A 26,601-nucleotide genomic window follows, 5' to 3' on the forward strand; every position below is an offset into this window, starting at 1 on the left:
GTGCGAGGGGCGGGGGCGGCAGTCGGTAACCTGGTGCGGGGCACCTTGGCAACCGGCCGGCCCCCTCCCGCGTACCAGGAAGGTGTCCGACACCGTGGAATCCGTGATCGTCGCCATCGACGGGCCCTCCGGCACGGGCAAGTCGAGCACCTCCAGGGCGGTCGCCGCCGAGCTGGGTCTCAGCTACCTGGACACCGGCGCGCAGTACCGGGCGATCACCTGGTGGATGATCAGCAACGGGGTGGACGTCGAGGACGCCGACGCCGTCGCCTCCGCCGCCGGGAAGCCGGTCATCGTCTCCGGCACGGACCCCGCCCACCCGACGATCACCGTCGACGGGGTGGACGCCTCCGGCCCCATCCGCACCCAGGACGTCACCTCCAAGGTCAGCGCCGTCAGCGCCGTCCCCGAGGTCCGGGCCCTGATCACCGAGCTCCAGCGGACCATCGCCGCCGGCGCCGAGAAGGGCATCGTGGTCGAGGGCCGCGACATCGGCACCACCGTCCTGCCCGACGCCGACCTCAAGATCTTCCTCACCGCGTCCCCCGAGGCCCGCGCCGCCCGCCGCTCCGGCGAGCTGAAGGGCGCCGACCTCCACACCACCCGCGAGGCGCTGGTCAGGCGGGACGCCGCCGACTCCAGCCGCAAGACCTCCCCGCTCGCCAAGGCCGGCGACGCCGTCGAGGTCGACACCACCGACCTCACCCTCCAGCAGGTCGTCGAGTGCGTCGTCACCCTCGTCGAGGAGAAGCGGACCTCCCGGTGACCCCAGCCTCCCCCCAGGGCGCCGCCGTCGGCCGGGGCATCGGCATCGGCCTGATGTACGGGCTGTGGAGACCCCGCGTCCTCGGCGCCTGGCGGGTCCCGGCCTCGGGCCCCGTCATCTTCGCCGTCAACCACGCGCACAACCTCGACGGCCCCATGCTCATGGGCACCGCGCCCCGGCCGGTGCACTTCCTGATCAAGAAGGAAGCCTTCAAGGGACCCCTCGGCCCCTTCCTGGAGGCCATCGGCCAGCTCAAGGTGGACCGCGGCGCACCCGACCGCACCGCCATCACCGGCGCCCTGGAGGTGCTGTCCTCCGGCGGGGTTCTGGGGATCTTCCCCGAGGGCACCCGGGGCACCGGCGACTTCGCCTCGCTGCGGTCGGGCCTCGCCTACTTCGCGGTACGCAGCGGCGCCCCGATCGTCCCGGTCGCCGTCCTCGGCAGCACCGACCGCGGCGGCCGGGTGATCAGGGCGCTGCCCCGGCTGCGCAGCCGGGTCGACGTCGTCTTCGGCGACGCCTTCGAGGCCGGCGACGGCTCCGGCCGCCGCACCCGCACGGCGCTGGACGACGCCACCGTACGCATCCAGGAACGGCTGACCGCCCACCTGGAAAACGCCAGGCGCCTCACCGGGCGCTGAGCGAGACTTGAGTCCTGAGCAGCGGATCACCTGACCCGCCGATGACGATGATGAACGAGGAACGGACTTCATGAACGACCAGCACGACCACGGGGCACTCGGCGACACCGAGTACACGGAGTTCATGGAGCTCGCCGCGGAAGAGGGCTTCGACCTGGAAGAGGTCGAAGGCGCGATCGAGGAGGCCGGGCACGGCCCGCTCCCCGTCCTCGCCGTCGTCGGCCGGCCGAACGTCGGCAAGTCGACCCTGGTGAACCGGATCATCGGCCGCCGCGAGGCCGTCGTCGAGGACAAGCCCGGCGTCACCCGCGACCGGGTGACCTACGAGGCGGAGTGGGCCGGCCGCCGCTTCAAGGTCGTCGACACCGGCGGCTGGGAGCAGGACGTCCTCGGCATCGACGCCTCCGTCGCCGCCCAGGCCGAGTACGCCATCGAGGCCGCCGACGCGGTCGTCTTCGTCGTGGACGCCACCGTCGGAGCCACCGACACCGACGAGGCCGTCGTCAAGCTGCTGCGCCGGGCCGGCAAGCCCGTCGTCCTCGCCGCCAACAAGGTCGACGGCCCCTCCGGCGAGGCCGACGCCTCCATGCTCTGGTCGCTCGGCCTCGGCGAGCCCTTCCCGGTCTCCGCCCTGCACGGCCGCGGCACCGGCGACCTCCTGGACGAGGTGCTCAAGGCGCTGCCCGAGGCCCCCGAGCAGACCTTCGGCGCCGCCCTCGGCGGCCCCCGCCGCATCGCGCTCATCGGCCGCCCCAACGTCGGCAAGTCGTCCCTGCTCAACAAGGTCGCCGGCGAGGAGCGCGTCGTCGTCAACGAGCTGGCCGGCACCACCCGCGACCCGGTCGACGAGCTGATCGAACTGGGCGGCACCACCTGGAAGTTCGTCGACACCGCCGGCATCCGCAAGAAGGTCCACCTCCAGGAGGGCGCCGACTACTACGCCTCGCTGCGCACCGCCGCCGCCGTGGAGAAGGCCGAGGTCGCCGTCGTCCTGATCGACACCACCGAGTCCATCTCGGTGCAGGACCAGCGGATCATCACCATGGCCGTCGAGGCGGGCCGCGCGCTCGTCATCGCGTACAACAAGTGGGACGAGCTGGACGAGGAGCGCCGCTACTACCTGGAGCGTGAGATCGAGACCGAGATGCAGCAGGTCTCCTGGGCCCCGCGCGTCAATGTCTCCGCCCACACCGGCCGCCACATGGACAAGCTGGTCCCGGCCATCGAGACCGCGCTGGCCGGCTGGGAGACCCGCGTCCCCACCGGGCGGCTGAACGCCTTCCTCGGCGAGCTGGTCGCCGCCCACCCGCACCCCATCCGGGGCGGCAAGCAGCCGCGCATCCTCTTCGGTACGCAGGCGGGCACCAAGCCGCCGCGGTTCGTGCTCTTCGCCTCGGGCTTCCTGGAGCACGGCTACCGCCGCTTCGTGGAGCGCCGGCTGCGCGAGGAGTTCGGCTTCGAGGGCACCCCGATCCACATCTCGGTCCGGGTGCGCGAGAAGCGCGGCCGCAAGAAGTAGGACACGGCGTACGACGGCGGGGCCGGAGCGAAGGAATCGCTCCGGCCCCGCCGCCGTACGCCCCGGGGCTCCGGGGTCACAGCCCCCTGCGGGGGGCCGGTGGCAGCGCCGCCGGCACATGGTGCTGCCCGCCGGCGTGCCGCCGCAGGCCGACCGGCTGCCACCCGGACGGATAGCCACCGCCGTGCTGCGCCTGGTACAGCCCGGCGGCGCCCGGCCCGAACGAGCCGAACGCCCGGAAGTCGAGGTCCTCCTCGCCGCTGCGGTCGCCCGGCAGGGTCCGGAACGACCTCAGGTACTCCGAGTACAGCGCGTCGTAGATCGGCGTGGCGGACGGGGCCGACGGGGCGTCCTGGGTCGAACGCATGCCGGGAATCTGCTGGTAGGGCTGGCGGGAAGGCTCGTATGCGTGCACGTAGGAGCCAACGACCTCACCGCCCCCGGGATGCGGGCCCCGGCCGGAAATCGCCGGTCGCGGCCCGGAGGACCCCGGCGCGGCCGGGGCCGCCGGGGACGCCGCCGGCGGTACGGGCGCGGGCCGCCCGGCCGGGCGCGCGGCCGGACCCTCGCCGGACCGGCCCTCCGGGCCCCGGGCGTGCATCAGGTACCGGCCAGCGGCATCGACGCGGCCACCAGCCGGCCGTTGGCCGCCGCCTTCTCCAGCGCGTCCCGCAGCAGGTCCTCGCGCGGCTGCTGGCCGATGGAGCCGACCGGGGCGGCGAAGACCAGCACCGTGTGCGACTTGTTCGCCGCCGCCCGCCAGCCCTCGGTCACCTGGAGCGGCTGGTGGGCCTGCCACCAGGCCACCGGGGTGCCCCCGGCCGTGCCCGGCTGGAGGATCGCGTGCAGCTGGCCCATGGCGAGCAGCACCGACCAGCCCGCCACCGGGGCCGGCCGCCGGGCCACGTCCGACACCGGCAGGAAGCCCTGCTCGATCAGCAGCGGCAGGAACTCGTCACCGCCGCCCACCGCGCCGGGCCGGGCGATGGGCGCCGTCGGCTCCACCACCAGCGCCGGGTGCAGCTCGTTGTCGATCAGCACGAGACCGCTGGTGACCCCCAGCACGGCCTGGTCGCCCGCGGGCACCGGGGCCATGGGGGCCGCCGGCTGCCCCTCCGCGCCGGTGATGGAGCGCACCGCGCCCTGGAGCTGCTCCTCGGCGACCTTCACCACCTGGGAGGGGATGCAGGTGGCGTGGGCGAAGGCCAGGACGGCGGTCTCCTCGCCCACGAACAGGACGGTGCTGGTGCGCTCCTGCTCGGAGTCGCCCGGGGTGCGGCAGGAGGTGCAGTCGTAGCTGCCCGGGGCGTTCTCGCCGGCGAGCAGCCGGTCGGCTTCCTCGTCGCCGATCTCGGCGCGTACGTCCTCGCTGACGTCGAGCATGCGGGGCACGGGGGGCTCCTCGGACTCACGTGCGATGCCGGGCGGATCCCGGCTCGTCTCATGAAGGGTTCAACGGGTGATATGCGTCCGGAGTCACGGGTCGGCCGGCGTCCCGGCGCGTCGGCCGACCGGGTGGGGCCCGCCGCCCGCCCCGCGCGGCGGCCCCGAGGAGCGGGCGGGCGCCGCCTAACGTGGCCCGATGCCGAAGATCCGCTCGTGGCCGGCCCTCGTGCCCGGCGTGCTGATGCTCCTGTGCGGGACGACGGGCGCCGTCGCCTCCCCGGCCGCCCCCGGCTCCCATCCGCCCCCGCCCGCTCCCGGGCCCCGCGTCCAGCCCGTGTCCGCCGCCACCTGCTCCGGCGACCAGTGGCCCTGGGGCTGCGTCGCCGAGTGCGAGAGCGGCAACCGCTGGAACCTCAACACCGGGAACGGCTTCTACGGCGGGCTGCAGTTCCGCCAGTCCACCTGGGAGGCGTACGGCGGCCTCGCCCACGCCAAGCGCGCCGACCTGGCGACCCGGCGCCAGCAGATCACCGTCGCCGAGGACGTGCTGCGCTGGCACGGCTGGTCCGCCTGGCCGGTCTGCTCCAAGAAGTACGGCCTGTCCGGGCGCGCCCACACCGTCCAGCCCCGCGACACGCTGACCTCCGTGGCCCGCCGGTTCACCGTGCCGGGCGGCTGGAAGGCGCTGTACCAGGCCAACCGGAAGACCGTGGGCGCGAACCCCGACCGCATCCGGCCCGGCATGATCCTCACCCTGCCGGGCCTCAAGCCCGCCCCGAAGGCCGCCACCCCGCCGCTCAGCCGGGCGTGAACTCGGCCAGCTCCCCGCCGAACGCCACCGTGCCGCGCCGCAGCACGTGCGCCAGCGTCCCGGCGGGGAGCCCGGCCGGCGGGCGCTGCCCCGCCACCACCACCGCCGCGCCCCGCGCGCCCAGCCCGGCCAGCAGCCGGTGGGTGCGGGCGGCCACGGCGGGCGACATGCCGAGCGCCGGCTCGTCCACGAGGACGACACGCGCGGGCGTCAGCAGCGCCCGGGACACCGCGAGCATCCGCCGCTCCCCGCCCGAGAGCGTGCCGGCCGGGCGGCCCAGCAGCGGGCGCAGCTCCGGGTAGGCGTCCAGCGCGGCGGACACGTCCCGGTCGCGGGCGGCCAGCGCCAGGTTCTCGGCGACCGTCAGCGTGGCGTACAGGGCGCGCCGGTCCGGGACGAAGCACAGCCCGCGCCGCGCCCGCCGGTGCGCCCGCAGCCGGGTCACGTCCTCGCCCCGCCACAGGACCCGCCCGGCGCTCAGCGGCACCGTGCCGGCCAGGGCGCGCAGCACCGTCGTACGCCCCGAGCCGTTGCGGCCCAGGAGCACCGTCACGGTGCCGGCGGGCACCGGGAGGTCCACGCCGTGCAGCGCCTCCAGCGGGCCGTAGCGGACCCGGGCGGCGCGCAGCGCGATCTCGACGCTCATGACACGATCCGCCCCGCCTCCATGACGTGCACCGTGTGCGCGACGTCCGCGACCAGGTCGAGGTCGTGCTCCACCACCAGCACGGCCGTCCCGTCCGCGGCGAGCGCCTTCAGCAGGCGGGCCAGCGCGGCGGTCTCGGCCGCGTCCAGCCCGGCGGCCGGCTCGTCCAGCAGCAGCGTGTGCGGCCGCCCGGCCAGGGCGCGGGCGACCTCGACACGGCGCAGCACCCCGGTCGGCAGCGCCGCGGCGGGCAGGTGGCGGGAGCCGGTCAGGCCGAGGAGCCGCAGGGCCCGCTCGACGGCGACCGGGTCGTGGCGCCCCGGGCCGTGCTCGGCGCCCACCCGGACGTTCTCCTCCACGGTCAGCGACGGGAACACCGCCAGCTCCTGGAAGGTGCGGGCGACGCCGAGCCGGGCGCGGGCGTGCGCGGGCCGGGCCGTGATGTCGGCGCCGCCCAGGGTGACCCGGCCGGCGCCGGGGCGGACGGTGCCGGCCAGGCAGTGGAACAGGCTGCTCTTCCCGGCCCCGTTGGGCCCCACCAGGGCGGTGACCCGGCCGGGCGGCACCCGCAGGCCGACGCCGTCCAGGACGGTGGAGCCGGCCAGGCGCAGCGTCAGGCCGTGGGCCTCCAGCACCGGGGGAGGGGACACCGGACGGGCCGGGGCCGCGCCGTGGGCGGGCACCGGGGCGGCGCGGCCCGCGCTTGGCGCGTCCGTTGTGTCCGCCGTACTCGGCGCGTCCGCCGTCTCCGGCGCGTCCGCCGCGCGCGTCTCACCCGCCGCGTTCGGCGCACCCTTCGCACCTGGCGTACCCGGCGTACCCGCCTCACCCGCCGCACCGCCCGCACCCCGCGCGCGTGGGCGGTGCCGCAGCCACCCGGACGTGGCGCCCGCCGGGGCGGGCAGGAGCGACGCCAGGGGCGGCACGCGCGCGGTGAAGGCGGCCAGCAGGCCGATCACCGCGGCCGCCGCCCCGCCGTGGGCGCCCGCGTCCAGCCCCACCAGGAGCGCGGCGGCCACCAGGGGCGACAGCAGGCTGTCCGCGCCCAGCACCAGGACGGCCGCGAACCACAGCAGCCCGCGCACCGGGTCGTACGCCGCCGGGTCGAAGGCCCGCACCCCCATGCCGAGCAGCCCCCCGCCCAGCGCCGCGAGGGCCGCGCCCGCCACGAACGCCAGCACCTTCAGCGCCGGGACCGGCACGCCCGCCGCCTCCGCGCCCGCCTCGTGGTCCCGCAGCGCGGCCAGCGCCCTGCCGGTGCGGCCCCGGCGCAGGGCGGCCACCAGCAGCAGGGCGGCGGCCAGGACGGCCAGCTCCACCGCGTAGTAGGCGTGGTCCGGCTCCAGCCCGGCGGGGCGCGCCGGCGACAGGCCCGCCGTCGCGTACGGCTGGTCGAAGACGAACCGGCTCACCGCCACGCCCACCGCCAGCGTCACCAGCGCCAGCGCCAGGCCGCGCCGCCGGATCGCCGGCCAGCCCGTCAGCAGCCCGAGCGGCGCCACCAGCACCACGGCCACCAGGAGCGCGGCCGCCTCGGGCAGCCGGGGCAGCCCCGGGAAGCGGCCCGCCGCCAGCAGCGCGGTGAACAGGGCACCCAGCCCCGCGTACGCCGCCTGGCCCAGCGAGATCTGCCCGCCCCGGCCGGTGACCACCACCAGCGACAGCAGCACCAGCGCCAGCGCGGGCACCCGTACCGCCGTCTGGAGGTCGCCCCCGGCGAAGCCCAGCGGCAGCAGGTACAGCACCCCGGCCGCCACCCACGCGCCCGGTGCGACACGGGTGCCCGCCGGCGGGGTGCGGGGCAGCGCGTCCCGCGCGCCGGCACCCGGCACGACCAGCGCGGCGACCAGCAGCGCGACCACGAACAAGTTCGTCGCCACCGCCTGGACCAGCGGGCCCGCCCAGCCCTCCGGGTGGAAGCGGGTGAGCTGCGCCTGGGCCACCCCGACGGCCAGCGCCACCAGCACCGCCACCGGCAGGCTGCGCATCCGCGCGGCCACCGCCACCGCGATGACCTCCAGCACCAGCAGCGGCAGCCCGTACGGGTCGAGGCGGACATACGGCGCCAGCAGCACGCCCGTCAGCCCGGCCGTGAACGAGCCGAAGGCCCACCCCGCCGCCGAGACCCGGTCGGCGTCGATCCCGCCGAGCACCGCCAGCTCCCGGTTGTCCACCACCGCCCGCAGCTCCCGCCCCAGCGGCGTCCACCGGGTGGCCGCCCCCACCGCGCCGGCCACCACCAGCACCACGGACAGCTGCACCCACGGGTCGTCGCCCAGCAGCACCGGCGCGTCCGCCCGCGCCCCCTCGCCCCACACCAGCGCCGCGCCGCCGACGAGCAGCACGAACACCCCGATCGACGCCACCAGCGTCCGCGCCGGGTCCAGGTCGAGCACCGCCGCCGGCCGGAACACCGCCCGGTCCAGCACCAGCCCGATGCCCGGCGCCACCAGCAGCAGCGTCACGCACGCCGCCACCGGCAGCGGCCAGCCCCACTCCACCACCAGCTCGCGCAGCACATAGGCGCACACCATGGCCACCGCGCCGTGCGCCAGGTTCAGCACCCCCGTCGCCCGGTGGGTGACCACGAGCCCGATCCCGGTCAGGGCCGCCGCGCTGCCCACCGCCAGCCCGGCCAGGACGAGTTGGTACGTCAGCGAGGACACCCGGGCGTCAGCTCCCGGGCTCGCACACCGGGCACGGGTCCAGCGCCGCGTCACCCGCCGGCACCGCGTCCGCCCGGCCCTCCACCAGCGGGCAGTCCGGGCGGTGCGCCAGGGTGCCGCCCGGCACCCGGACCGGGGGAGCCCCGGACGAGGGCCGGTCCGCCGCCCCGCCGGCCCCCGCCCCATGGGCCCCCGGCGCGTCGGGGCCGGAGGGCCCATCGGCCCCGGGTGCCGCGGCGGGTGGGCGGCGCCCCGGCGCGGCGGCCAGCAGCACCGCCCCCGCGACCAGCAGCGCGGCGCCCGGCAGGGTGCAGGACGCCAGGTAGGGGACCTGCCGCTCGGCGAACCGCTCGCCGGACACCCCGTACCAGCCCAGCACGCACAGCACCGCACCGACGGCGGCGGCCGCGACCCCGCCCCACCACAGCACCCGCGACGTCGGCATCCCGCACCCTCCGGCTGGCGATGTATGGCGATTCCTTGCACTATGCCCAAGAAGGCCCAAGAAGGCACAGACCCCGGAACCCGGTGGTGAGCCAGATGGTCCACATCCCTCCCCGCACCCGCCCCCGCGCCGCGGCGCTGGCCGCGGCGGCGGTCCTGGTCCTCGTCCCCGTCGCGGCGGGATGCGGCGACGGCAACGGCAGCGAGCCCCGGACCTCCCCCAGCCCCACCGCGTCGCCGACCCAGGGGCAGGGGCAGCCCGACGACCCGGCCGCCGCACGGCAGGAGATCGAGAAGAACTGGACGGCGTTCTTCGCCCCCGCCACACCCGCCGACCAGAAGGTCGCCGTCCTGGAGAACGGCGACCGGATGCGGCCGGTGCTCCAGGCGCTCTCCGGCACCCCCCAGGCCGCGCAGACGTCCGTGCAGGTCAAGAACGTGACCTTCACCTCGCCCACGCAGGCCACCGTCACCTACGACCTGCTCGTCGCGGGCACCCCGGCCCTCCCGGACTCCCAGGGCACCGCCGTGTACCAGCAGGACACCTGGAAGGTGTCCGTCAAGACGCTGTGCGCGCTCGTCGAGCTCAGCCCCGATGCGTCCCCCGTACCGGGCTGCTGAGGTCCTCCTGGCGGCGGCGCTCCTGGTGCTGAGCGCCGCCTGCGGCAGCCGGCTCCCCGAGCGCGACTTCGGCCCCCGGCCCTCCGCCCCGGCGACGCCCGGGGGCGGGGAGCCCCTCCGGGTCGGCATCATCTCCGGAGCCACCAGCCCCGTCGGCGGCGGCGCCCTCACCGGCCCGCGCGACGGGGCCCTGGCGTACTTCGCCGCGCTCAACGCCCGCGGCGGCATCGACGGCCGCAAGGTCGAGGTCTTCACCTGCGACGACGGGGGCAGCGGCATCGGCAACAACGAGTGCGTGCACGAACTGGTCGACGAGCGGCGCGTCCTCGCCCTCGTCGCCACCACCGCCCTCGACTACGCGGGCGCCGCCCGGGTCTCCCGCGCCGGCGTCCCCGACATCGGCGGGCAGCCGCTCGGCCCCGCGTACGACACCCACCCCCACCTCTACGGCATCTACGGCAGCTCCGCCCCGCGCACCGGTGGCGCCCCCGGCTGGGACGGCGTCCTCACCGGAGGCACCGAGGTCTACCGCTGGTTCAAGCGCGAGCACGGCGCCCGCACCGCCGCCGTCGTCTCCTACAACCAGGCCGCGTCCGCCGCCTACGCCCGGCTGGTCGCCGACGGGCTGAAGCGGGAGGGCTACCGGGTCGTCACCGAACAGGTCGACTTCGCCCTCCCCAACTACCGGGCCGTCGCCGCCGACCTGCGCGAACAGGACGTCGACGTCGTCTTCGACGCCCTCGACACCCATGGCAACGCCCAGCTGTGCGCCGCCATGGACGCCGTCGGCACCACCGTCACCGCCAAGGTCACCAACGTGCAGAACTGGAACCAGGACGTCCCCCGCGACTACCGGGACTCCCCGCGCTGCCGCAACGCCCTGTGGGCCACCGGCGCCAGCCGCAACCACGACGAGGCGGGCCACCCCGCGGTCGCCGAGTTCCGGGCCGCGATGGCCGCGCACCGCAAGGGCGAGCCGCTCTCCCAGTGGGCGCTGGAGGGCTGGGCCGCCGCCATGTGGTTCACCGACGCCGCCACGTCCTGCGCGAAGACCGGCCCCACGCGCGCGTGCCTGGAGAAGTACCTCAACCGCAGCGAGCCCTACACCGCCCGGGACCTGCTCCTGCCCGTCCGCTTCGAGCGCCTGCCGAAGCCGCCCGAGACCCGGCGCACCTGCCTGTCCGTGGCCCGCTGGCAGGACGGCCGGGGCTGGGTCACCCAGGGCGGCGACATGAAGGACAACTGCGCCACCGTGCCCCAGCTGCCCTACCGGCCCTGACGCGCGGACGGCGGGGAAGACCAAGTACAGTCGCCCTTTGACGAGCACACGGACCCGACCCGGTCCGACCACGACCAACCGGACCACGACTGCCCGGACCGGCCACGGCCGGTGGCGGGCCGCCCGGACCAGGGGGATGCGGCGACGCGATGCGAATCTCTTTCCTGCTGCACAACGCGTACGGCATCGGCGGCACCATCCGTACGACGTTCAACCTCGCCCGCGTCCTCGCGGAGCGCCACGACGTCGAGATCGTGTCCGTCTTCCGCCACCGCGAGGAACCCACCCTCGGCGCCCCCGCCGGCGTGACCATGAAGCACCTGGTCGACCTCCGCAAGAACAGCCCCACCTACGACGGCACCCACCCCGACTACACCCGGCCCGCCAAGGTCTTCCCGCGCGGCGACGGCCGCTGGAAGCAGTACAGCCGGCTCACCGACGACCGCATCGCCGCCCACCTGAGGACCCTTCAGGCCGATGTCATCGTCGGCACCCGCCCGGGGCTCAACGTCCACATCGCCCGCCAGGCCCGCCGCGGCCCGGTGCGCGTCGGCCAGGAACACCTCACGCTGGACAGCCACGGCTACCGGCTGCGCCGCGAGATCGGCCACCGCTACACCCTGCTCGACGCGGTCACCACCGTCACCGAGGCCGACGCCCGCTCGTACCGCACCCGGCTCAAGCTGCCCGGCGTCCGGATCGACTCCGTGCCCAACAGCGTGCCCGCGCCCGCCGTGGCCCCCGCCGACGGGACCGCCAAGTGGGTCGTCGCGGCCGGCCGGCTCACCAAGGTCAAGCGCTACGACGTGCTCGTCGAGGCGTTCGCCAAGGTGGTCGCCGCCCGCCCCGACTGGCGGCTGCGGATCTACGGCTCCGGGGACGCCACCGGCAACGAGCGCGACGCCCTGCTGGCCCTCATCGAGGCGCGCGGGCTGCGCGACCACGTCTTCCTCATGGGCACCGCCAACCCCATGGAGCCGGAGTGGGTCAAGGGCTCCATCGCCGCCGTCACCTCCCGCCTGGAGTCCTTCGGCATGACCATCGTCGAGGCGATGCGCTGCGGACTGCCGGTCGTCTCCACCGACTGCCCGCACGGGCCGCGCGAGATCATCGAGGACGGCGTCGACGGGCGGCTCGTCCCCGTCGGCGACCCGGACGCCGTCGCCGGGGCGCTGCTCTCCCTCATCGAGGACGACGAGCTGCGCCGCCGCACCGCCCGGGCGGCCCTGGTGTCCTCCGAGCGCTTCGACCCGGTCCGGATCGCCGAGCGGCACGAGGCGCTCTTCACCGAGCTGGTCGCCCGGGGCGCCAACGGCCGCTCGCGCGGACGGCTCCGCGACGGGCTGCACCGCGCCCGGGGCGCCGTGCTGGACGCCGCCTACTCCGCCCGCTACCGCGCCGCCGACCTGCTCCGGAAGGGCAAGCCGTGACGGACGGCCCGGCCGGGCCGTCCGGGCCTGCCCGCACCGCGCCCGTGCGGATCACCCCGTAACACCCCGGCAGCCGGGGACGGTTGCGGGACGATCGCGGACGGAACCTGTCCGCGACCGCTGGCAGACTCTCGTCCATGTTGGAGACCTCGGCACGACTTCTGCGGCTGCTGTCCCTGCTCCAGGCGCACCGGGAGTGGTCCGGCGCCGACCTCGCGCAGCGGCTCGGCGTCACCCCGCGCACCGTGCGGCGCGACGTCGACCGGCTCCGCGAGCTGGGCTACCCGGTCAACGCCAGCCCCGGCACCGGCGGCGGCTACCAGCTCGGCGCGGGCGCCGCGCTCCCGCCGCTGCTGCTGGACGACGACGAGGCCGTCGCGGTCGCCGTCGGGCTGCGCACCGCCGCCGGCAGCGGCATCGAGGGCGTGGGCGAGACGTCGGTCGGCGCCCTGGCCAAGCTGGAGCAGGTCCTGCCCGACCGGCTGCGGCGCCGCGTCAGCGCGCTGAACACCTTCACCGTGCCGATGCTGCGCGCGCCCCGGTCGCCGGTCGACCCGTCGGTGCTCACCGAGCTGGCGGCGGCCTGCCGGGACAGCGAGCGGCTGCGCTTCGCGTACCGCGACCACTCCGGCGCGACCACCCGCCGCACGGTCGAGCCGCACCGCCTGGTGTGCACCGAGCGCCGCTGGTACCTGGTCGCCTGGGACGTCGACCGCGACGCCTGGCGGACCTTCCGGGCGGACCGGATCGAGCCCCGGCCCCCGCACGGGCCGCGCTTCCCGCCCCGTACACCCCCCGCCGAGGACCTCGCGGCGTACGTCTCCGAGGGCGTGTCCAGCAGGGTCTACGCGGCGCGCGCCGTGATCCGGCTGCACGTCCCGGCCGCCGAGGCCGCGGCCGTGGTCGGCCCGCTGGACGGCGTCCTGGAGCCGGACGGCGAGTCGGCGTGCCTGCTGCGCACCGGGGGCACGAGCCTGGACGTGCTGGCCGTGCACGTGGCGATGATGGGGCTGGAGTTCGAGGTGGTCGAGCCCGCGGAGCTGACCGGCCACCTCGCGGCGATCCGGGACCGGTTCTCCCGGGCGCTGGACCGGTCCGCCCGCTCCGGCGGGGGCGGGACGGGCGCGGCGGCGGCCGGCGGGAATTGTGCGGGGGAGTCGTGAACCGCCCCGCCGGGTGAATTCTCGTGACGATATGCCGAAGCGTTTTCCCCCGGTGTGCGAATTCGCCCGCACGGCGGTGCGAGAAGAGGAGCCGGCGCATTTCCTGCGGGGCGCCCGGAAGGGGCTTCCCGGTCCTCTCCGGAGGGCGGATCGGCCCCTTCCGGGATGCCTTCGCGCGAAGAGCGCCACCCGGAACACATGTCGTGATCCTGTGACACAAGCGTGACCGGCGAGGTACGTGAGGATGGTGCGGCGATGTGCCCTGCCCGCCTTCCGTCACTCCCCGTACCGCCCTACGGTGGATCGCATGGCACCGATTCCGACCTCCCCCCAGCAGCCCGACGACAGCACCGAGGCGTACCTCGGCCTCACCGCCGACGACGCGGAGCGACAGGCCCGCGCGCGGGGCTGGACCACGGTGCGCTCCCTGCCCCCGGGCTCGATCATCACGCTGGAGTACCTGGCCGGCCGCCTCAACTTCGAGGTCGACGGCGGCACCGTCACCCGCTGCTGGGCCGGCTGAACCCCCGGGCCCTTCCCGGCCCCGGCCCCCGGACGCGCGTGGGGCCCCGGCCTTCCCGGCCGGGGCCCCACCCCACGTCTCCCGCGCGGTCCCTACCCGCCCGTCACCGGCCGCGACCGCGGCGGCCTGCGGCTGCCCGCCGGGGTGACCGGCGTCCGCTCCGACCGCACCACGGTGTGCGGCCGCGACTGGGTGAGCGTGGAGCGGGCCGCGGCCGGGCGGCCGGCGGGGCCCGCCGGGGCGACCGGCTCGCGCACCGGCTCGTCGTCCGCGCCCAGGGGCCGCTGCCGGTACATCGCCGGACGGGGGCCGCCCGCCGCGACGGGCACCGACGTCCCGCTGCGGCGGCCCGCACGCAGCCGCTCGCGCACCGCGAAGATCAGCGCCTCGGCGCGGCCGATCAGCGGCTCGCACCAGGGGAGCCCCAGGAGGATCAGCAGGCCCGCCGCCCAGCCCAGCAGCACATCGGTCAGCCAGTGCGTGCCCAGGTAGACGGTCGTCAGGCCCACCCCGAGGGCGACCACGGCCGAGAGGGCCGACAGATAGCGTCTGGCGCGCGGGGTGGTCGCCAGATAGGCGAGGATGCCCCAGGTCACCACGGCGTTGGCGGTGTGGCCGGAAGGGAATATATCGCCGCCCGCGAACATCTCGGCCGAGCCGATCTGCGTCGCGTAGTGGGGGCCGAGCCGGCCCAGACCGAGTTTGACCGCGCCCACGGTGACGTTCAGCAGCAGGAGCGCGGCGCCCAGCACGAGCAGCGGCCGGAGCGTGTGCTGCCGCCAGGAGCGCCAGCCGAGCCAGGCCGCCACCATCACGGCCGTCGGGCCGCGCTGGCCCAGCACCACGAAGTAGTCCAGCGTCGCGTGCAGCTCCGGCCACTGCTGATAGGGCCGGAACAGCATGACCTTCCAGTCGAGGGTCACCAGCCACGACGAGACGAGCACGGCCACCACGATGGCGACGTAGAACGCCGACGTCCCGCCGAAGAGGGCGAGACGGGTGCGGCTCATCCGCGGGATCTCAATCTTCGGCGGTTCCGGCTCCCGGTCCAGACGGGCAAAGATGTCGGTACGCACCCAATCGACGTTACAGGGAGTGAGTGACGGCCCACGCCCATCCGCTCTCTTCGTGATGACCATGTGATGTGGAGTGTGTCTCAGCGGGGCGCTTATTCGGTGCTTATCCATAAACCTCGGGGGGCCTGGGGCCCGAATCCCACAGGGCCCGGAACGAACACGCGCACGGCCGCCGGGAAAAGCGGCCGGGAGCGACCGCGCACCGGAATTCACCTCCGCCCGCCACGGGCCGCCCTCCGTCAGTACGTGCGCCGGAGCCGCCCCGGCGGGCGCGCCGGAGTGGCGTACGCCACAGGGGCGCGTGTGCCCCGTGAGAGCTGGGCCACGCACCCGCGCCCCGGTCTCGCGTACGCTGGCGACTCACTCGCCCGTCGATGCCGGGCCCCCGGAAGACGTCCCCCTCCGGCCGGTGCCCACCGAGTGCGAGAGAACCATCCGTGGTCTGTGGGAGGTACGTACATGTCCGTGACGACCACGGCCGGAGCACGCCTTCGTGCCCCCGGCGGCGGTGCGAACCGCTGGGTCGTCCTCGTCGTCCTCTGCGTCAGCCTGCTGCTGGTCGCCCTCGACGCCACCGTCCTCCACGTCGCCGTCCCCGCGGTCACCGAGGACCTCCGCCCGAGCGCCACCTCGCTGCTGTGGATCGTCGACGCCTACCCCCTCGTGTGCGCCTCGCTGCTGATCCTCTTCGGCACGCTGGGCGACCGGGTGGGCCGGCGGAGAGTGCTGCTGGCCGGCTACGGACTGTTCGGTGTGGCCTCCGCGGTGGCGGCCTTCGCCGACACCCCCGCCGTGCTCATCGCGGCCCGCGCCCTGCTCGGGGTCGGCGGCGCGATGATCATGCCCGCCACCCTGTCGATCCTCCGTGCCGTCTTCCCCGACCGGCGCGAGCGGGCCACCGCCATCGGCATCTGGACCGCCGTCGCGGCCGTCGGCGCCGCCACCGGCCCCGTCCTCGGCGGCTTCCTGGTCGAGCACTTCTGGTGGGGCTCGGTCTTCCTGATCAACATCCCGCTGATGGCGCTGATCCTGCCGCTCGGCCGCTGGCTGCTGCCCGAGTCCCGGGGCAGCGGCGACGGCCCCTGGGACGTGCTCGGCGCGCTCATGGCGGCGGCCGGTGTGCTCGGCGTGGTCCTCGGCGTCAAACGGGCCGGCTCCGGCGGCGCCCCGCTGAGCGCCGAGACCGCGCTGCCCCTGCTGGCCGGCGCGGCCCTGCTGATCCTCTTCGTACGGCGGCAGAAGCGCCGCGCGCACCCGCTGGTCGACATGCGGCTGTTCGCCCGGGCCGCCTTCACCACCTCCGTGGGCTGCATCGTCCTCGCCATGCTGGCGCTGGTCGGCCTGGAGCTGATCGCCGTCCAGTACCTCCAGCTCGTCCTGGGCCTCACCCCGCTGGAGACTGGACTGCGGCTGCTGCCGCTGACCTTCGCCGCCATGGCCGCCGGTGCCACCGGCTCCGCCACCCTGCGGCGCGTCGGCCCGCGCCGGATGGTCGGCTGGGGCTTCGTCCTCACCGCCGCGTCCGTGCTGCTCCTGGTCTCCATGGGCCACCACGACCGGCCGCTGCTGCTCACCACGGGCTTCGTCCTACTCGGCTTCGGCCTCCAGACCACGCTCTTCGGGGCGTACGAGTCGATGCTCAGCGAGGCCCCGGCGCACAGCGCGGGCGGCGCCGCCGCGATCGGCGAGACGTCCTACCAGCTCGGCGCCGGCATGGGCATCGCGCTGCTCGGCAGCGTCATGAACGCCGCCTACGCACCCGGTCTCGCCCGGGTGCCGGGCGTGTCCGCCGCGGACGGCGCGGACGCCGCCAACTCGCTGGGCGAGGCGTACCAGGTCGCGGCGCGCCTCGGCGGCCCGGCGGGCGAGGCGCTGCGGTCGGCGGCCCGGCACGCCTTCGTCGGGGGGCTGCACGTCACGCTCGTGGTCAGCGCCGCACTGCTGCTGCTCGGCGCGCTGATGGCGCTGCGGCTGCCGCGCGTGATGGAGTGCCGCCCGGACACCGCGGCGGACGGGTGCGACCCCGGCGCCCGCGCCCCCGGTCCCCGGCCGGAGGCGGAGCGCGCCACCGGGACCGGACGGGCCGCCCAGGTGCCCGCCCGCCGCGAGCCGGCCGAACCGGTCAGGTCGGGCCGGTCCGGGCGCTGAGCCGGCGGGGTACCGACCGCCCGGTCTGGACGCGCGCCGGAGCCCCGACGTAACGTCGCCCCGACCGTGACTGACACCGCCGCCCGCCGCGGCGGCCGCCCGGAGGTCCCGCATGCCCGCACCCGCCACGCCCCCGCCCTTCGACGCCGGCGACCCGCTCGGCATCGACGACCTGCTCGGCCCCGAGGACCTCGCCATCCGCGACACCGTCCGCGGCTGGGCGGCCGACCGGGTCCTGCCGCACATCGCCGAGTGGTACGAGCGGGGCGAACTGCCCGGCGTGCGGGAACTGGCCCGCGAACTCGGCTCCCTCGGCGCGCTCGGCATGTCGCTGGAGGGCTACGGCTGCGCGGGCGCGACCGCCGTCCAGTACGGACTGGCCTGCCTGGAGCTGGAGGCGGCCGACTCCGGCATCCGCTCCCTGGTCTCCGTCCAGGGCTCCCTCGCCATGTACGCCATCCACCGCTACGGCTCCGAGGAGCAGAAGCGGCACTGGCTGCCCTCCATGGCGGCGGGCGAGACCATCGGCTGCTTCGGCCTCACCGAGCCCGACGCCGGCTCCGACCCGGCCGCCATGCGCACCCACGCCAAGAAGGACGGCACCGACTGGGTGCTCAACGGCCGCAAGATGTGGATCACCAACGGCTCGGTCGCCGGGGTCGCCGTCGTCTGGGCGCGGACCGACGAGGGCGTCCGGGGCTTCGTCGTCCCCACGGACACGCCCGGCTTCTCCGCCCCCGAGATCCGGCACAAGTGGTCGCTGCGCGCCAGCGTCACCAGCGAGCTGGTCCTGGACGACGTACGGCTCCCGGCCGACGCCGTGCTGCCGGGCGTCACCGGGCTGAAGGGGCCGCTCAGCTGCCTGAGCCACGCCCGGTACGGCATCGTCTGGGGCGCGATGGGCGCCGCGCGCGCCTCGTTCGAGGCCGCGCTGGAGTACGCGAGGACGCGCGAGCAGTTCGGCCGGCCCATCGGCGGCTTCCAGCTCACCCAGGCCAAGCTCGCCGACATGGCGCTGGAGCTGCACAAGGGCATCCTGCTCGCCCACCACCTCGGGCGGCGGCTCGACGCCGGGAGGCTCCGCCCCGAGCAGGTCAGCTTCGGCAAGCTGAACAACGTACGGGAGGCGATCGAGATCTGCCGCACCTCGCGCACCATCCTCGGCGCCAACGGGATCTCGCTGGAGTACCCCGTCATGCGGCACGCCACCAACCTGGAGTCGGTGCTCACCTACGAGGGCACCGTGGAGATGCACCAGCTGGTCCTGGGCAAGGCGCTCACCGGCCTCGACGCCTTCCGGTGAGCGGCCTCGCCCGCTAGCTCTGGTTGAAGAAGCCGTCCTGGGTGTGGGTCCCGGGCTCGCCGTTGACGATCCGGGTGTCCGCGGGCGTCAGCAGGAAGACCCGGGTCGCCACCCGCTCGATCGAGCCGCGCAGCCCGAAGGTCAGGCCGGCCGCGAAGTCGACCACGCGCTTGGCGTCGGCGGGCTCCATGGACGTGAGGTTCATGATGACCGGGACGCCGTCCCGGAAGAGCTCGCCGATGCCGCGGGCGTCCCGGAAGCCGTCCGGCGACACGGTGGCGATACGGCGCCCCTCCTCCTGGGCGGCCTCGGAGACGACCCGCACCCGCGGGTCGGTCACCCAGGCGTCGCCGGTGCGGTCACCCTCGGCGTACTCGTCGTCGTAGTAGCGCTCGTCGTTGTCCTCGACGAGACCGAGCCATGCACTCGCCTTGCGCACCGATCCCATGGACGCCTCCTTTCAACGCGGTCACTTGTGGTTCCGCTATCCCTATGGTCGTCCATCATGCGGATCGCGCGCCAAGTGGACAGTCGCCGCGCGAGCGATTCGTGACGGTACTGGTGCAGAGGATGTGGCGATTCGTCAAGGTTCCCCGGCCGCGCGGGCCCTGAGAAGGCCCCTGCGTGACTCATAGGAGAAATTCGGGCCGTACGGGTGAGCGTGCGGACGTACGGGTGAACGATCCGGCTCGGTACGATGCCCGCCGCGCACTTCGCACAACTCACGGGGGAGCACCATGTTCGGGATCGTCAGGCCCTGCACGCACCGGCTCAGCGACGGACTCAAGACCGAGTGGATGGCCCATCTGTGCGGCCTCTGCCTGGCACTTCGGGCCGACCACGGGCAGTTCGCCCGGATCGCCACCAACTACGACGGCCTCATCATCTCCGTTCTGACGGAGGCTCAGACCGAGCGCTCCGGCGGGGAACGGCGCACCGCGGGGCCCTGCCCGCTGCGCGCCATGCGGACCGCGCCGGTCGCCCGCGGCGAGGGGGCGCGGCTCGCCGCCGCCGTCTCGCTGGTGCTGGCCTCCGCGAAGGTACGGGACCATGTCGCCGACCGCGACGGGCTGCTGGCGCGCCGTCCGATGGCCGCCGCCGCGCGCCGGGTGGCGGCCGGCTGGGACCGGGCGGGCGCCAGGGCCGGGCGGGAGCTGGGCTTCGACACGGCCGTCCTGGTCGACGCGGTGGACCGGCAGACCGGCATCGAGACGCTGGCCGGTCCGGGCACGCCCCTGCTCACCGTGACCGAGCCGACCGAGACGGCCACCGCCGCGGCCTTCGCCCACACCGCCGTCCTGGCCGGCCGGCCGGGCAACGCGGCGCCCCTCGCCGAGGCGGGGCGCCTCTTCGGCCGCCTCGCCCACCTGCTGGACGCGGTGGAGGACCGCGAGGCGGACGCCGCGGCCGGCGCCTGGAACCCGCTCACCGCCACCGGCACCTCCCTGGCGGAGGCGCGGCGGCTCGCCGACGACGCCCTGCACGGGATACGGCTGGCGCTGCGGGACGCCGACTTCGTGGACGACACGCTGCTGCACGTGCTGCTCGCGCACGAGCTGCGCCAGTCGGTGGACCGGGCCTTCGGCACGGCGGCCTGCTCGCACCAGGGGTACGGCGCCACCCCTCACCAGGGCGGTGCCCCGGGCCCGTACGGCGCCCCGGGCCCGTACGGCGGCCAGAACCCGTACGGGGGTCAGAACCCGTACGGGGGCCAGAACCCCTACGGCGGCGCGGGCGGCTTCGGCGGCGGTACGCCCCCGGGCTTCGGCGGCGGCCCCGGCGGCGGCGAGCCGCCCCGGCCCCGGCCCCGCGGCCTCCTGGCCGGCTGCGCCGCCTTCACCTGGCTCTTCTGCACCTGCCAGATCTGCTGCGCCAAGGAGTACGAGGGGCCCTGGTCCCGCAAGAAGCGCGAGGGCTGCTGCCGGGACTGCGACTGCAACCCGAGCGGCTGCGACTGCTGCTGCCCCTGCGACGGCTGCTGACGGACCGTAGGGTCACCGCATGAGCAGTGATCCCCGCGCGGACTGGACGCGCTGGCACGAGGGGCGCACCGCCTCCGTGCGGGCCCCCCACGGCCCGCTGTCCCTCACCGCCACCCACTGGCTGTCCGACTACCCGGACGGTCGAATTCCGGCCGTCCCGGGCATCTGGCGCGAGGACGGCGACCAGGTCGTCCTGACCGCCGCCGCGGCCGACGGGCTCACGGTCGACGGGGCGCCCCTGACCGGGGACGTCCGCCTCACCGCCGACCACGCCCCCGTCCCGCGCTCCCGGGTGGCGGCGGGGGAGCGGCGCCTGGTGGTGCTGCGGCGCGAAGGGCTCTGGGCGGTGCGCGACTTCGACCCCGCGGCCCCGGCGCGGCGCGCCTTCGCGGGCATCGCGGCCACGCCCTACGACGAGCGCTGGGCGGTGCCGGGGACGTACCGGCCGTACGGCACCGAGCGCCGGGTGCGGGTGGGCAACGCCGACGGCCGCGAGCGGGGGCTCGGCCTCTCGGGCGAGCTGGCCTTCACGCTCGGCGGCGCCCGGCACACCCTCCAGGTCGCGGAGGAGGGCGACGGCGCGCTGTGGGCCGTCTTCGCCGACGCGACCAGCGGGAAGGACTCGTACCGCTTCCGCTTCCTGCGCCCGGCCGCACCGGACGCCGGGGGCCGGGTGACGGTCGACTTCAACCGGGCACTGCTGCCGCCGTGCGCCTTCGCGGACCACTTCATCTGCCCCTTCCCGCCGCCCGGCAACACGCTTCCGTTCCCGGTCCCGGCGGGGGAGCGGACCGTCCTGCGCCTCTGACCCGGGGACGGCCGAAAGACCCCCTTGCGGAGCGGGGCGGCCCTTGCGGGGGCGCCCGGCCGCGCCAATACTCCCGGAGCAGGCGCACTTGTCAGGGACACGACGTGCAAGAGCCCGCGCGTCCTGCCTCTCCGCGCCTCACGGGCCCGGCACCCCCACGGCGGGCCCCCGATTCCCCCCTGGAGGAACGCGAAGTGAGGACCAAGCGCACCACCCCCCGCACCGCCGGCGCGAGACGCCTCCGGCTGCTCGCCGCCGCCACCGGTCTCGCCGCCGCCGCCACCCTCGCGGTCCCCGCCGCGAACGCCGACGCACCCCGCGCGTTCAGTGCCGCCGAGCTGTCCGCCGCCGGCTCGGCCGTCCTCGCCGCCGACGTACCGGGCACCGCCTGGCACGCCGACCCGGCGACCGGCACCCTCGTCGTCACCGCCGACTCGACCGTCACCCCGGCCGAGCTGGCCGAGATCAAGCGCCGCGCCGGGGCCAACGCCGGCGCCCTCAGGATCGAGCGCACCCCGGGCAGGTTCACCAAGCTCATCTCCGGCGGCGACGCCACCTACGCCAGCAGCTGGCGCTGCTCGCTCGGCTTCAACGTCCGCGACAGCGCGGGCACCACGTTCTTCCTCACCGCCGGCCACTGCACCGACGGCGCGGGCACCTGGTACGCCAACCAGGCCAAGACCACCGTCCTCGGCCCGACCACCGGGTCCAGCTTCCCGAACAACGACTACGGCATCGTGCGCTACTCCAACAGCTCGATCGCCAAGCCCGGCACCGTCGGCGGGGTGGACATCACCAGCGCCGCCAACGCCACCGTCGGCATGTCCGTCACCCGCCGGGGCTCCACCACCGGCACCCACAGCGGGACCGTCACGGGCCTGAACGCGACCGTCAACTACGGCGGCGGCGACGTGGTGTACGGCATGATCCGGACGAACGTGTGCGCCGAGCCCGGCGACAGCGGCGGCCCGCTCTACTCCGGCAGCCGCGCCATCGGCCTCACCTCCGGCGGCAGCGGCAACTGCTCCTCCGGCGGCACCACGTTCTTCCAGCCGGTCACGGAGGCGCTGAGCGCGTACCGCGTCAGCGTCTACTGATCCGTCGCACGACCCCGCCGCACCCCCGCGAGCCCCCGGCCGGACCACCCGGCCGGGGGCTCGCGCCCTGCCCGCGCCCGCCCTCGTTTGAGAGGATGTGACGGCGTGCGGAGCACGGGGCGGCGTCGGGAGGCGGGGGCGGATGAGGCGCATCGGAGTCACCGGCCACAGGGACATCCCCGAGCAGCTCCTCGCCCATGTCCGCGCCGCCCTGGACACCGCGCTCCTCGCCGCCGCCCGGCAGGCCGCCCGGGACGGCGCGGGCGGGCTGGAGGCGCTGTCCAGCCTGGCGGCCGGGGCGGACCAGCTCTTCGCGGACATCGCCCTCGACCGGGGCGCCGAGCTGACCGTCGTCATCCCCAGCGGCGACTACGAGGACGGCTTCGCGGACCCGGACGAGCTGGCCCGCTTCCACGGCCTGCGCAAGCGCGCGACGCGCGAGGTGCGGATGGACTACCTCCGCTCCACCGACGAGGCGTACTACGCGGCCGGCGCCTACATCGCCGACCACTGCGACCGGCTGCTGGCCGTCTGGGACGGCCGGCCCGCCCGCGGCCTGGGCGGCACCGGGGACATCGTCCGGTACGCCCGCGACCGCGGGACGCCGGTGACCGTCATCTGGCGCACCGGCGTCGAGCGGGCCTGACGCCCGGACCCGGACCCGGACCCGGACCCGGGCCCGGAGCCCTGCCCGGCCGCGGCCCCGTCCGGCCGCGCGGTCAGCGCCGGTGCTGGACCAGCCAGTCGGTGTGCTGGGGCGAGACGACGCGCTCGGTCTCGTACACCGCCGCCGCCCACCGGTCCTCGCCGATCACCGTCTCCATCGCGGTGTGCATCGCCGCCAGGTCCTCCTCGACCAGGGAGTGCGCCGCGATCAGCGGCTGGTGCCGGCGGATCTCGCTCCACGCCACGCAGGCCGCCGCCGCGGCCGACAGCAGCGCGGCCGGCACCGCCGAGTCGCCGACCGAGAAGGCCCGCGCCACGCCCAGCAGCAGGGCCAGGGCGGTGAGCACCGAGACCGAGGCCGACCAGAGCGCGGTCGCCCGGCGCGACAGGGCGGTCTTCCTGTGGTACCAGTTCCGCTGCTCGATCAGCCGGTCGCGGACGTACGTCTCCTTGCGTACCCGGAAGGGCTTCTCCCGCAGCCGGCGCATGGCCGGAGTGATGAGTTCCGACGCGGCTCCGGCGGGTGCGGTGCCGCGCGGATCCGTCCAGCCCACCTTGCGCAGCTCGCCGAGCCCCTCCTCCAGACGGGTGGTGAACTCCCCGTCGGCGTCCGGGAATCCGGCGTCGAAGGGGGCGCCGTGGACGGCGTACCGCCAGCACATCGACTTGATGAACTCGGCGGCGGAGCGGTTCAGTTGCCACTGCGAAGTCGCCCGGCGCCTCGAGGCGCGATAGGCGGCCAGGAGCACGCCGGCGTACGCCAACGCGCTGAGTGCTCCCGCCAGGTGGAAGGAGCCGCCGACGGCCCAGCCGCCCGGCGCGGCGGCCAGGCAGGCCCCCAGGACCAGAAGCCACAGCTGGGCGCGGGTGTCCCGGACCGCGTCCCGCTGTCTGGCGATGGCGGTCTCGTCCGCCCGGTGGAAGAGTTCGGGCAGGTCTGCGTTCCGGAAGACCATGCTCTCCAGCGGTCCCTGAGAAACGGTCATGCGCACCCCCGTCTGCGGTTTTGTGGTCACTCTTTCGATGGAACAGCTCGTTCCGGGCCAGTCGGGGAATACTGGCGCAACGCTTTTGTTTCAACCCCTTGCGCTGATTTGCCGTGGGTTCGCATGAGAGTAAAGTCGTGCCGCCGACACTGCAACGGTGCGGTAATCCCCGACCGACCCACTCCCCCTAGGACGGCCGTCGTGAGCTTTTCCACCTCCGCCACATTCGCAGGCGCGAAGAAAATGCGTGTGCCGCTCGCCGAGATCGATGTGCGCGGGGCCGCCGCCGCCAAGAAGCTCGGCCGGGTCCTGCCGTCCGTGAGCGACCGCATCGAGCGCGTCCCCACCTTCAACTCCGCGCTCTGAACCGGCGAACGCGCACTAAACTGGCGGAATGACAGGACCGCCGGTCCCTTTCCGCGAGATCGTCCTCAAGGTCCACAGCCGGTGCGACCTCGCCTGTGACCACTGCTACATCTACGAACACGCCGATCAGAGCTGGCGTACCCGCCCCAAGGCAATCTCTGACCAGGCGATCTCCTGGACAGCTCTGCGACTGGCCGAGCATGCCACGACCCATGCCCTGCCCTCCGTGACAGTGATCCTGCACGGAGGGGAGCCCCTGCTGGCGGGGCCCGCGCGCCTGCGGCGCGTCTGCGAGGAGCTGACCTCCGCCCTCGCCCCGGTCACCGCCCTGGATCTGCGGATCCACACCAACGGCCTCCAGCTCGGCCCCCGCTTCCTCGACCTCTTCGACGAGTTCGGCGTGAAGGTGGGCATCTCCCTCGACGGCGACAAGGCCGCCAACGACCGCCACCGCCGCTTCGCCGACGGCCGCAGCAGCCACCCCCACGTCCTGCGCGCCGTCGCGCTCCTCCACCAGGAGCGCTACTGCCACCTCGACCTCGGCCTGCTGTGCACCATCGACGTGGCCAACGACCCCGTCACCGTCTACGACGCGCTCCTCGCGCTCGCGCCCCCGCGCATCGACTTCCTCCTCCCGCACGCCACCTGGGAGCAGCCCCCGCCGCGCCCCGACGGCTCGCCCACCGCCTACGCCGACTGGATCCTCGCCGCCTTCGACCGGTGGAACGACCAGGGAAGGCCGGTGCCCGTGCGGCTCTTCGAGTCCGTGCTGTCCACCCTGAGCGGCGGCCCCAGCCTCACCGAGTCCCTCGGCCTCGCCCCCACCGACCTCGTCGTCGTGGAGACCGACGGCACCCTCGAACAGGTCGACTCCCTCAAGAGCGCCTACGAGGGCGCCGCCGCCACCGGCTTCGACGTCTACACGCACGCCCTCGACGAGGTCGCCGCCCACCCCGGCGTCCGGGCGCGCCGGCTCGGCCTCGACGGGGTCGGCGAGACCTGCCGGCGCTGCCCCGTCGTCCGCTCCTGCGGCGGCGGCCTCTACACCCACCGCTACCGCGACGGCCACTTCGCCAACCCGTCCGTCTACTGCGCCGACCTGGAGGCCCTCGTCCGCGGCGTCGAGGACCGCACCGCCGCCGCCACCGCGGCGCCCGCCGTGACCGACCCCGCCGCCCTCCCCGCCGAACAGCACGAGCTGACCCGCGTCCTCCTCGCCGAGCTGCACAGCGAACTCGCCGGCCGCGGCGGCGAGCGGTGGGCCGCCGCCTGGGAGCTGGCCGGCACCGTCGAGGAGCGCTCCGGCGGGCTCGACGCGATCCTCGCCCACCCCTACACCCGCACCTGGCTCCTCGACTGCCTGGCCGCCCTGCGCGAGGGACGCGCCGGGGCGCCGGACCTCGCCGGGCAGCTCGCCCGGTACGTGGCCGCCGCCGCCGTACGCGGCCGGGTGGACGTCCCCGTCCGGATCGCCCACCCCGGCGGCCCGCTGCACCTGCCGACCCTCGGCACCGCCGAGGTGGCCGGCCCCGAGGTCGTGGTGCGGGCCACCGGCGAGGGGCTGCTGCTGCGGGCGGGGGCCACCGAGCTGCGCGCCGGACGGCCCGGCGAGGAGGGCGCCGGCTGGCGGCCGGTGCGGCGCGGCGCGAACGGCACCGCCCTGGACGACCTCGACCCCTGGCGGGACCGCTTCGGCGTCCCCGCCGCCGGGCGGCTCACCCCGGCCGCGGCGGCGGACTGGACCGGGCGGCTGGAGCGGGCGTGGGCGCTGCTGCGGGAGACGGCGCCCGGACAGGCCGCGCGGGCCGCCGGGCTGACCACGCTCACCCCGGTCACCGGCACCGGACCGGCCGTCGGCCCGCACGGCTACGGCGCGCTCGGCCTGCCCCTCGCGGGCGGCCCGCGCGAGCTGGCCCGGGCCCTGCTGCTGGGCCACCGGCGGGCCCGGCTGCGGGCGCTGCTGGACGTCGCGGACCTCTACGCGCTGGACGGCGCCTGGAGCCACCGCGCGCCCTGGCAGGAGGCACCCGTCCCGGTCTCCGCGCTGCTCGCCGGCGCCTACGAGCGGGCGGGCCTCGCGGCGTACGAGGACGGGCACACCGAACACGCCGAAAGGGCCCTCGACCTGCTGGAGAACGCCGCCGAACTCACCGTCGACGGAAAGCTGCTGGTCGCCGACGTGCGCAAGGAACTCGGCCAGGCCCGGGAACGGTCCGGCACCCCGCCCCGGGGATGACTGAAAAACAACGGTGAATGACCGAACGTCATGGGGGT

Annotated in this window: 25 protein-coding genes; 17 read left to right on the forward strand and 8 right to left on the reverse strand. The window is 75.4% G+C overall.

Annotation, left to right across the window (positions count from 1 at the left end):
* Positions 1-82 precede the first annotated feature (82 nt).
* From cmk to der, 3 genes are all read left to right on the forward strand, one after another.
* Positions 83-766 carry a (d)CMP kinase gene (gene cmk / locus ACF08D_RS25835; RefSeq protein ID WP_392225685.1) on the forward strand — a complete coding sequence of 228 codons (684 nt, stop codon included), beginning with the start codon at positions 83-85 and terminating at the stop codon, positions 764-766.
* Positions 724-1,407 carry a lysophospholipid acyltransferase family protein gene (locus tag ACF08D_RS25840; protein WP_392225687.1) on the forward strand — a complete coding sequence of 228 codons (684 nt, stop codon included), beginning with the start codon at positions 724-726 and terminating at the stop codon, positions 1,405-1,407. Before cmk ends, ACF08D_RS25840 begins: the two co-directional genes overlap by 43 nt.
* Before the next feature lie 70 nt (positions 1,408-1,477).
* Positions 1,478-2,926: a ribosome biogenesis GTPase Der gene (gene der, locus ACF08D_RS25845; protein WP_392225689.1), complete on the forward strand. Its 1,449-nt coding sequence runs from the start codon at positions 1,478-1,480 to the stop codon at positions 2,924-2,926.
* 76 nt (positions 2,927-3,002) lie between these two features.
* Here the strand turns inward: der and ACF08D_RS25850 are convergent, their stop codons facing one another.
* Both ACF08D_RS25850 and ACF08D_RS25855 read right to left on the reverse strand, forming a co-directional pair.
* Positions 3,003-3,293 (reverse strand): hypothetical protein, encoded by a 291-nt coding sequence (locus ACF08D_RS25850; protein WP_392225691.1) that lies wholly within the window; start codon positions 3,291-3,293, stop codon positions 3,003-3,005.
* Between the two features lie 233 nt (positions 3,294-3,526).
* Positions 3,527-4,318: a hypothetical protein gene (locus tag ACF08D_RS25855; protein ID WP_392225693.1), complete on the reverse strand. Its 792-nt coding sequence runs from the start codon at positions 4,316-4,318 to the stop codon at positions 3,527-3,529.
* Positions 4,319-4,508: 190 nt separating this feature from the next.
* Between ACF08D_RS25855 and ACF08D_RS25860 the strand changes: the two genes are divergently transcribed.
* Positions 4,509-5,123 (forward strand): transglycosylase family protein, encoded by a 615-nt coding sequence (locus ACF08D_RS25860; RefSeq protein ID WP_392225695.1) that lies wholly within the window; start codon positions 4,509-4,511, stop codon positions 5,121-5,123.
* Here ACF08D_RS25860 and ACF08D_RS25865 read toward each other — a convergent pair.
* Genes ACF08D_RS25865 through ACF08D_RS25875 form a run of 3 tightly spaced genes read right to left on the reverse strand, consistent with a single transcriptional unit; the run spans position 5,110 to position 8,880 of the window.
* Positions 5,110-5,769, reverse strand: a complete 660-nt coding sequence (locus ACF08D_RS25865) for an ATP-binding cassette domain-containing protein (protein ID WP_392225697.1) — start codon at positions 5,767-5,769, stop codon at positions 5,110-5,112. The genes ACF08D_RS25860 and ACF08D_RS25865 overlap by 14 nt on opposite strands.
* Entirely contained in the window at positions 5,766-8,435 is a 2,670-nt protein-coding gene (locus ACF08D_RS25870) for an ATP-binding cassette domain-containing protein (RefSeq protein WP_392225699.1), read from the reverse strand. Before ACF08D_RS25870 ends, ACF08D_RS25865 begins: the two co-directional genes overlap by 4 nt.
* 7 nt (positions 8,436-8,442) lie before the next feature.
* Positions 8,443-8,880, reverse strand: a complete 438-nt coding sequence (locus ACF08D_RS25875) for a hypothetical protein (protein WP_392225701.1) — start codon at positions 8,878-8,880, stop codon at positions 8,443-8,445.
* Between the two features lie 95 nt (positions 8,881-8,975).
* On the opposite strand from ACF08D_RS25875, the gene ACF08D_RS25880 reads away from it, so the two are divergent.
* The 5 genes from ACF08D_RS25880 to ACF08D_RS25900 all read left to right on the forward strand — a co-directional run bounded on the left by ACF08D_RS25880 (position 8,976) and on the right by ACF08D_RS25900 (position 13,895).
* Positions 8,976-9,500, forward strand: a complete 525-nt coding sequence (locus ACF08D_RS25880; protein ID WP_392226349.1) for a hypothetical protein — start codon at positions 8,976-8,978, stop codon at positions 9,498-9,500.
* Entirely contained in the window at positions 9,475-10,779 is a 1,305-nt protein-coding gene (locus tag ACF08D_RS25885; RefSeq protein WP_392225702.1) for an ABC transporter substrate-binding protein, read from the forward strand. Before ACF08D_RS25880 ends, ACF08D_RS25885 begins: the two co-directional genes overlap by 26 nt.
* A gap of 149 nt (positions 10,780-10,928) precedes the next feature.
* Positions 10,929-12,209 carry a glycosyltransferase family 4 protein gene (locus ACF08D_RS25890; RefSeq protein ID WP_392225704.1) on the forward strand — a complete coding sequence of 427 codons (1,281 nt, stop codon included), beginning with the start codon at positions 10,929-10,931 and terminating at the stop codon, positions 12,207-12,209.
* Between the two features lie 137 nt (positions 12,210-12,346).
* Positions 12,347-13,372, forward strand: a complete 1,026-nt coding sequence (locus ACF08D_RS25895) for a helix-turn-helix transcriptional regulator (protein ID WP_392225706.1) — start codon at positions 12,347-12,349, stop codon at positions 13,370-13,372.
* A gap of 307 nt (positions 13,373-13,679) precedes the next feature.
* On the forward strand, positions 13,680-13,895 hold the full coding sequence (locus ACF08D_RS25900) for an I78 family peptidase inhibitor (protein ID WP_392225708.1): 216 nt from the start codon (positions 13,680-13,682) through the stop codon (positions 13,893-13,895).
* Between the two features lie 92 nt (positions 13,896-13,987).
* Here ACF08D_RS25900 and ACF08D_RS25905 read toward each other — a convergent pair whose 3' ends face one another.
* Complete coding sequence (locus tag ACF08D_RS25905) at positions 13,988-14,971, reverse strand: phosphatase PAP2 family protein (RefSeq protein WP_392225710.1); 984 nt, start codon at positions 14,969-14,971, stop codon at positions 13,988-13,990.
* A gap of 459 nt (positions 14,972-15,430) precedes the next feature.
* On the opposite strand from ACF08D_RS25905, the gene ACF08D_RS25910 reads away from it, so the two are divergent.
* Together ACF08D_RS25910 and ACF08D_RS25915 are read left to right on the forward strand one after the other, a co-directional pair.
* Complete coding sequence (locus tag ACF08D_RS25910) at positions 15,431-17,119, forward strand: MFS transporter (RefSeq protein WP_392225712.1); 1,689 nt, start codon at positions 15,431-15,433, stop codon at positions 17,117-17,119.
* 112 nt (positions 17,120-17,231) lie between these two features.
* Complete coding sequence (locus ACF08D_RS25915; protein ID WP_392225714.1) at positions 17,232-18,422, forward strand: acyl-CoA dehydrogenase family protein; 1,191 nt, start codon at positions 17,232-17,234, stop codon at positions 18,420-18,422.
* A 13-nt stretch (positions 18,423-18,435) separates the two neighbouring features.
* On the opposite strand, the gene ACF08D_RS25920 is transcribed toward ACF08D_RS25915, so the two are convergent.
* A complete protein-coding gene (locus tag ACF08D_RS25920) occupies positions 18,436-18,870 on the reverse strand; it encodes a cell division protein SepF (protein ID WP_392225716.1) in 435 nt (144 codons plus the stop codon).
* 289 nt (positions 18,871-19,159) lie between these two features.
* On the opposite strand from ACF08D_RS25920, the gene ACF08D_RS25925 reads away from it, so the two are divergent.
* The 4 genes from ACF08D_RS25925 to ACF08D_RS25940 all read left to right on the forward strand — a co-directional run bounded on the left by ACF08D_RS25925 (position 19,160) and on the right by ACF08D_RS25940 (position 22,955).
* Positions 19,160-20,404, forward strand: a complete 1,245-nt coding sequence (locus ACF08D_RS25925; RefSeq protein ID WP_392225718.1) for a DUF5685 family protein — start codon at positions 19,160-19,162, stop codon at positions 20,402-20,404.
* Positions 20,405-20,423: 19 nt separating this feature from the next.
* Complete coding sequence (locus tag ACF08D_RS25930) at positions 20,424-21,212, forward strand: DUF1684 domain-containing protein (protein WP_392225720.1); 789 nt, start codon at positions 20,424-20,426, stop codon at positions 21,210-21,212.
* 194 nt (positions 21,213-21,406) lie between these two features.
* A complete protein-coding gene (locus tag ACF08D_RS25935) occupies positions 21,407-22,309 on the forward strand; it encodes a S1 family peptidase (RefSeq protein ID WP_392225722.1) in 903 nt (300 codons plus the stop codon).
* Between the two features lie 142 nt (positions 22,310-22,451).
* Positions 22,452-22,955 carry a hypothetical protein gene (locus tag ACF08D_RS25940; protein ID WP_392225724.1) on the forward strand — a complete coding sequence of 168 codons (504 nt, stop codon included), beginning with the start codon at positions 22,452-22,454 and terminating at the stop codon, positions 22,953-22,955.
* Between the two features lie 73 nt (positions 22,956-23,028).
* On the opposite strand, the gene ACF08D_RS25945 is transcribed toward ACF08D_RS25940, so the two are convergent.
* Positions 23,029-23,931 carry a DUF4231 domain-containing protein gene (locus ACF08D_RS25945; RefSeq protein WP_392226351.1) on the reverse strand — a complete coding sequence of 301 codons (903 nt, stop codon included), beginning with the start codon at positions 23,929-23,931 and terminating at the stop codon, positions 23,029-23,031.
* A 279-nt stretch (positions 23,932-24,210) separates the two neighbouring features.
* Between ACF08D_RS25945 and fxsA the strand changes: the two genes are divergently transcribed.
* Together fxsA and fxsBH are read left to right on the forward strand one after the other, a co-directional pair.
* Complete coding sequence (gene fxsA / locus ACF08D_RS25950) at positions 24,211-24,327, forward strand: FxSxx-COOH cyclophane-containing RiPP peptide (protein ID WP_392225726.1); 117 nt, start codon at positions 24,211-24,213, stop codon at positions 24,325-24,327.
* A gap of 28 nt (positions 24,328-24,355) precedes the next feature.
* On the forward strand, positions 24,356-26,563 hold the full coding sequence (gene fxsBH, locus ACF08D_RS25955; protein ID WP_392225728.1) for a radical SAM/SPASM protein FxsBH, inactivated beta-hydroxylase extension form: 2,208 nt from the start codon (positions 24,356-24,358) through the stop codon (positions 26,561-26,563).
* Positions 26,564-26,601: the final 38 nt, after the last annotated feature.

Origin of the sequence: Streptomyces sp. NPDC015131, from assembly GCF_043079975.1 — a bacterium.
Lineage (GTDB): Bacteria > Actinomycetota > Actinomycetes > Streptomycetales > Streptomycetaceae > Streptomyces.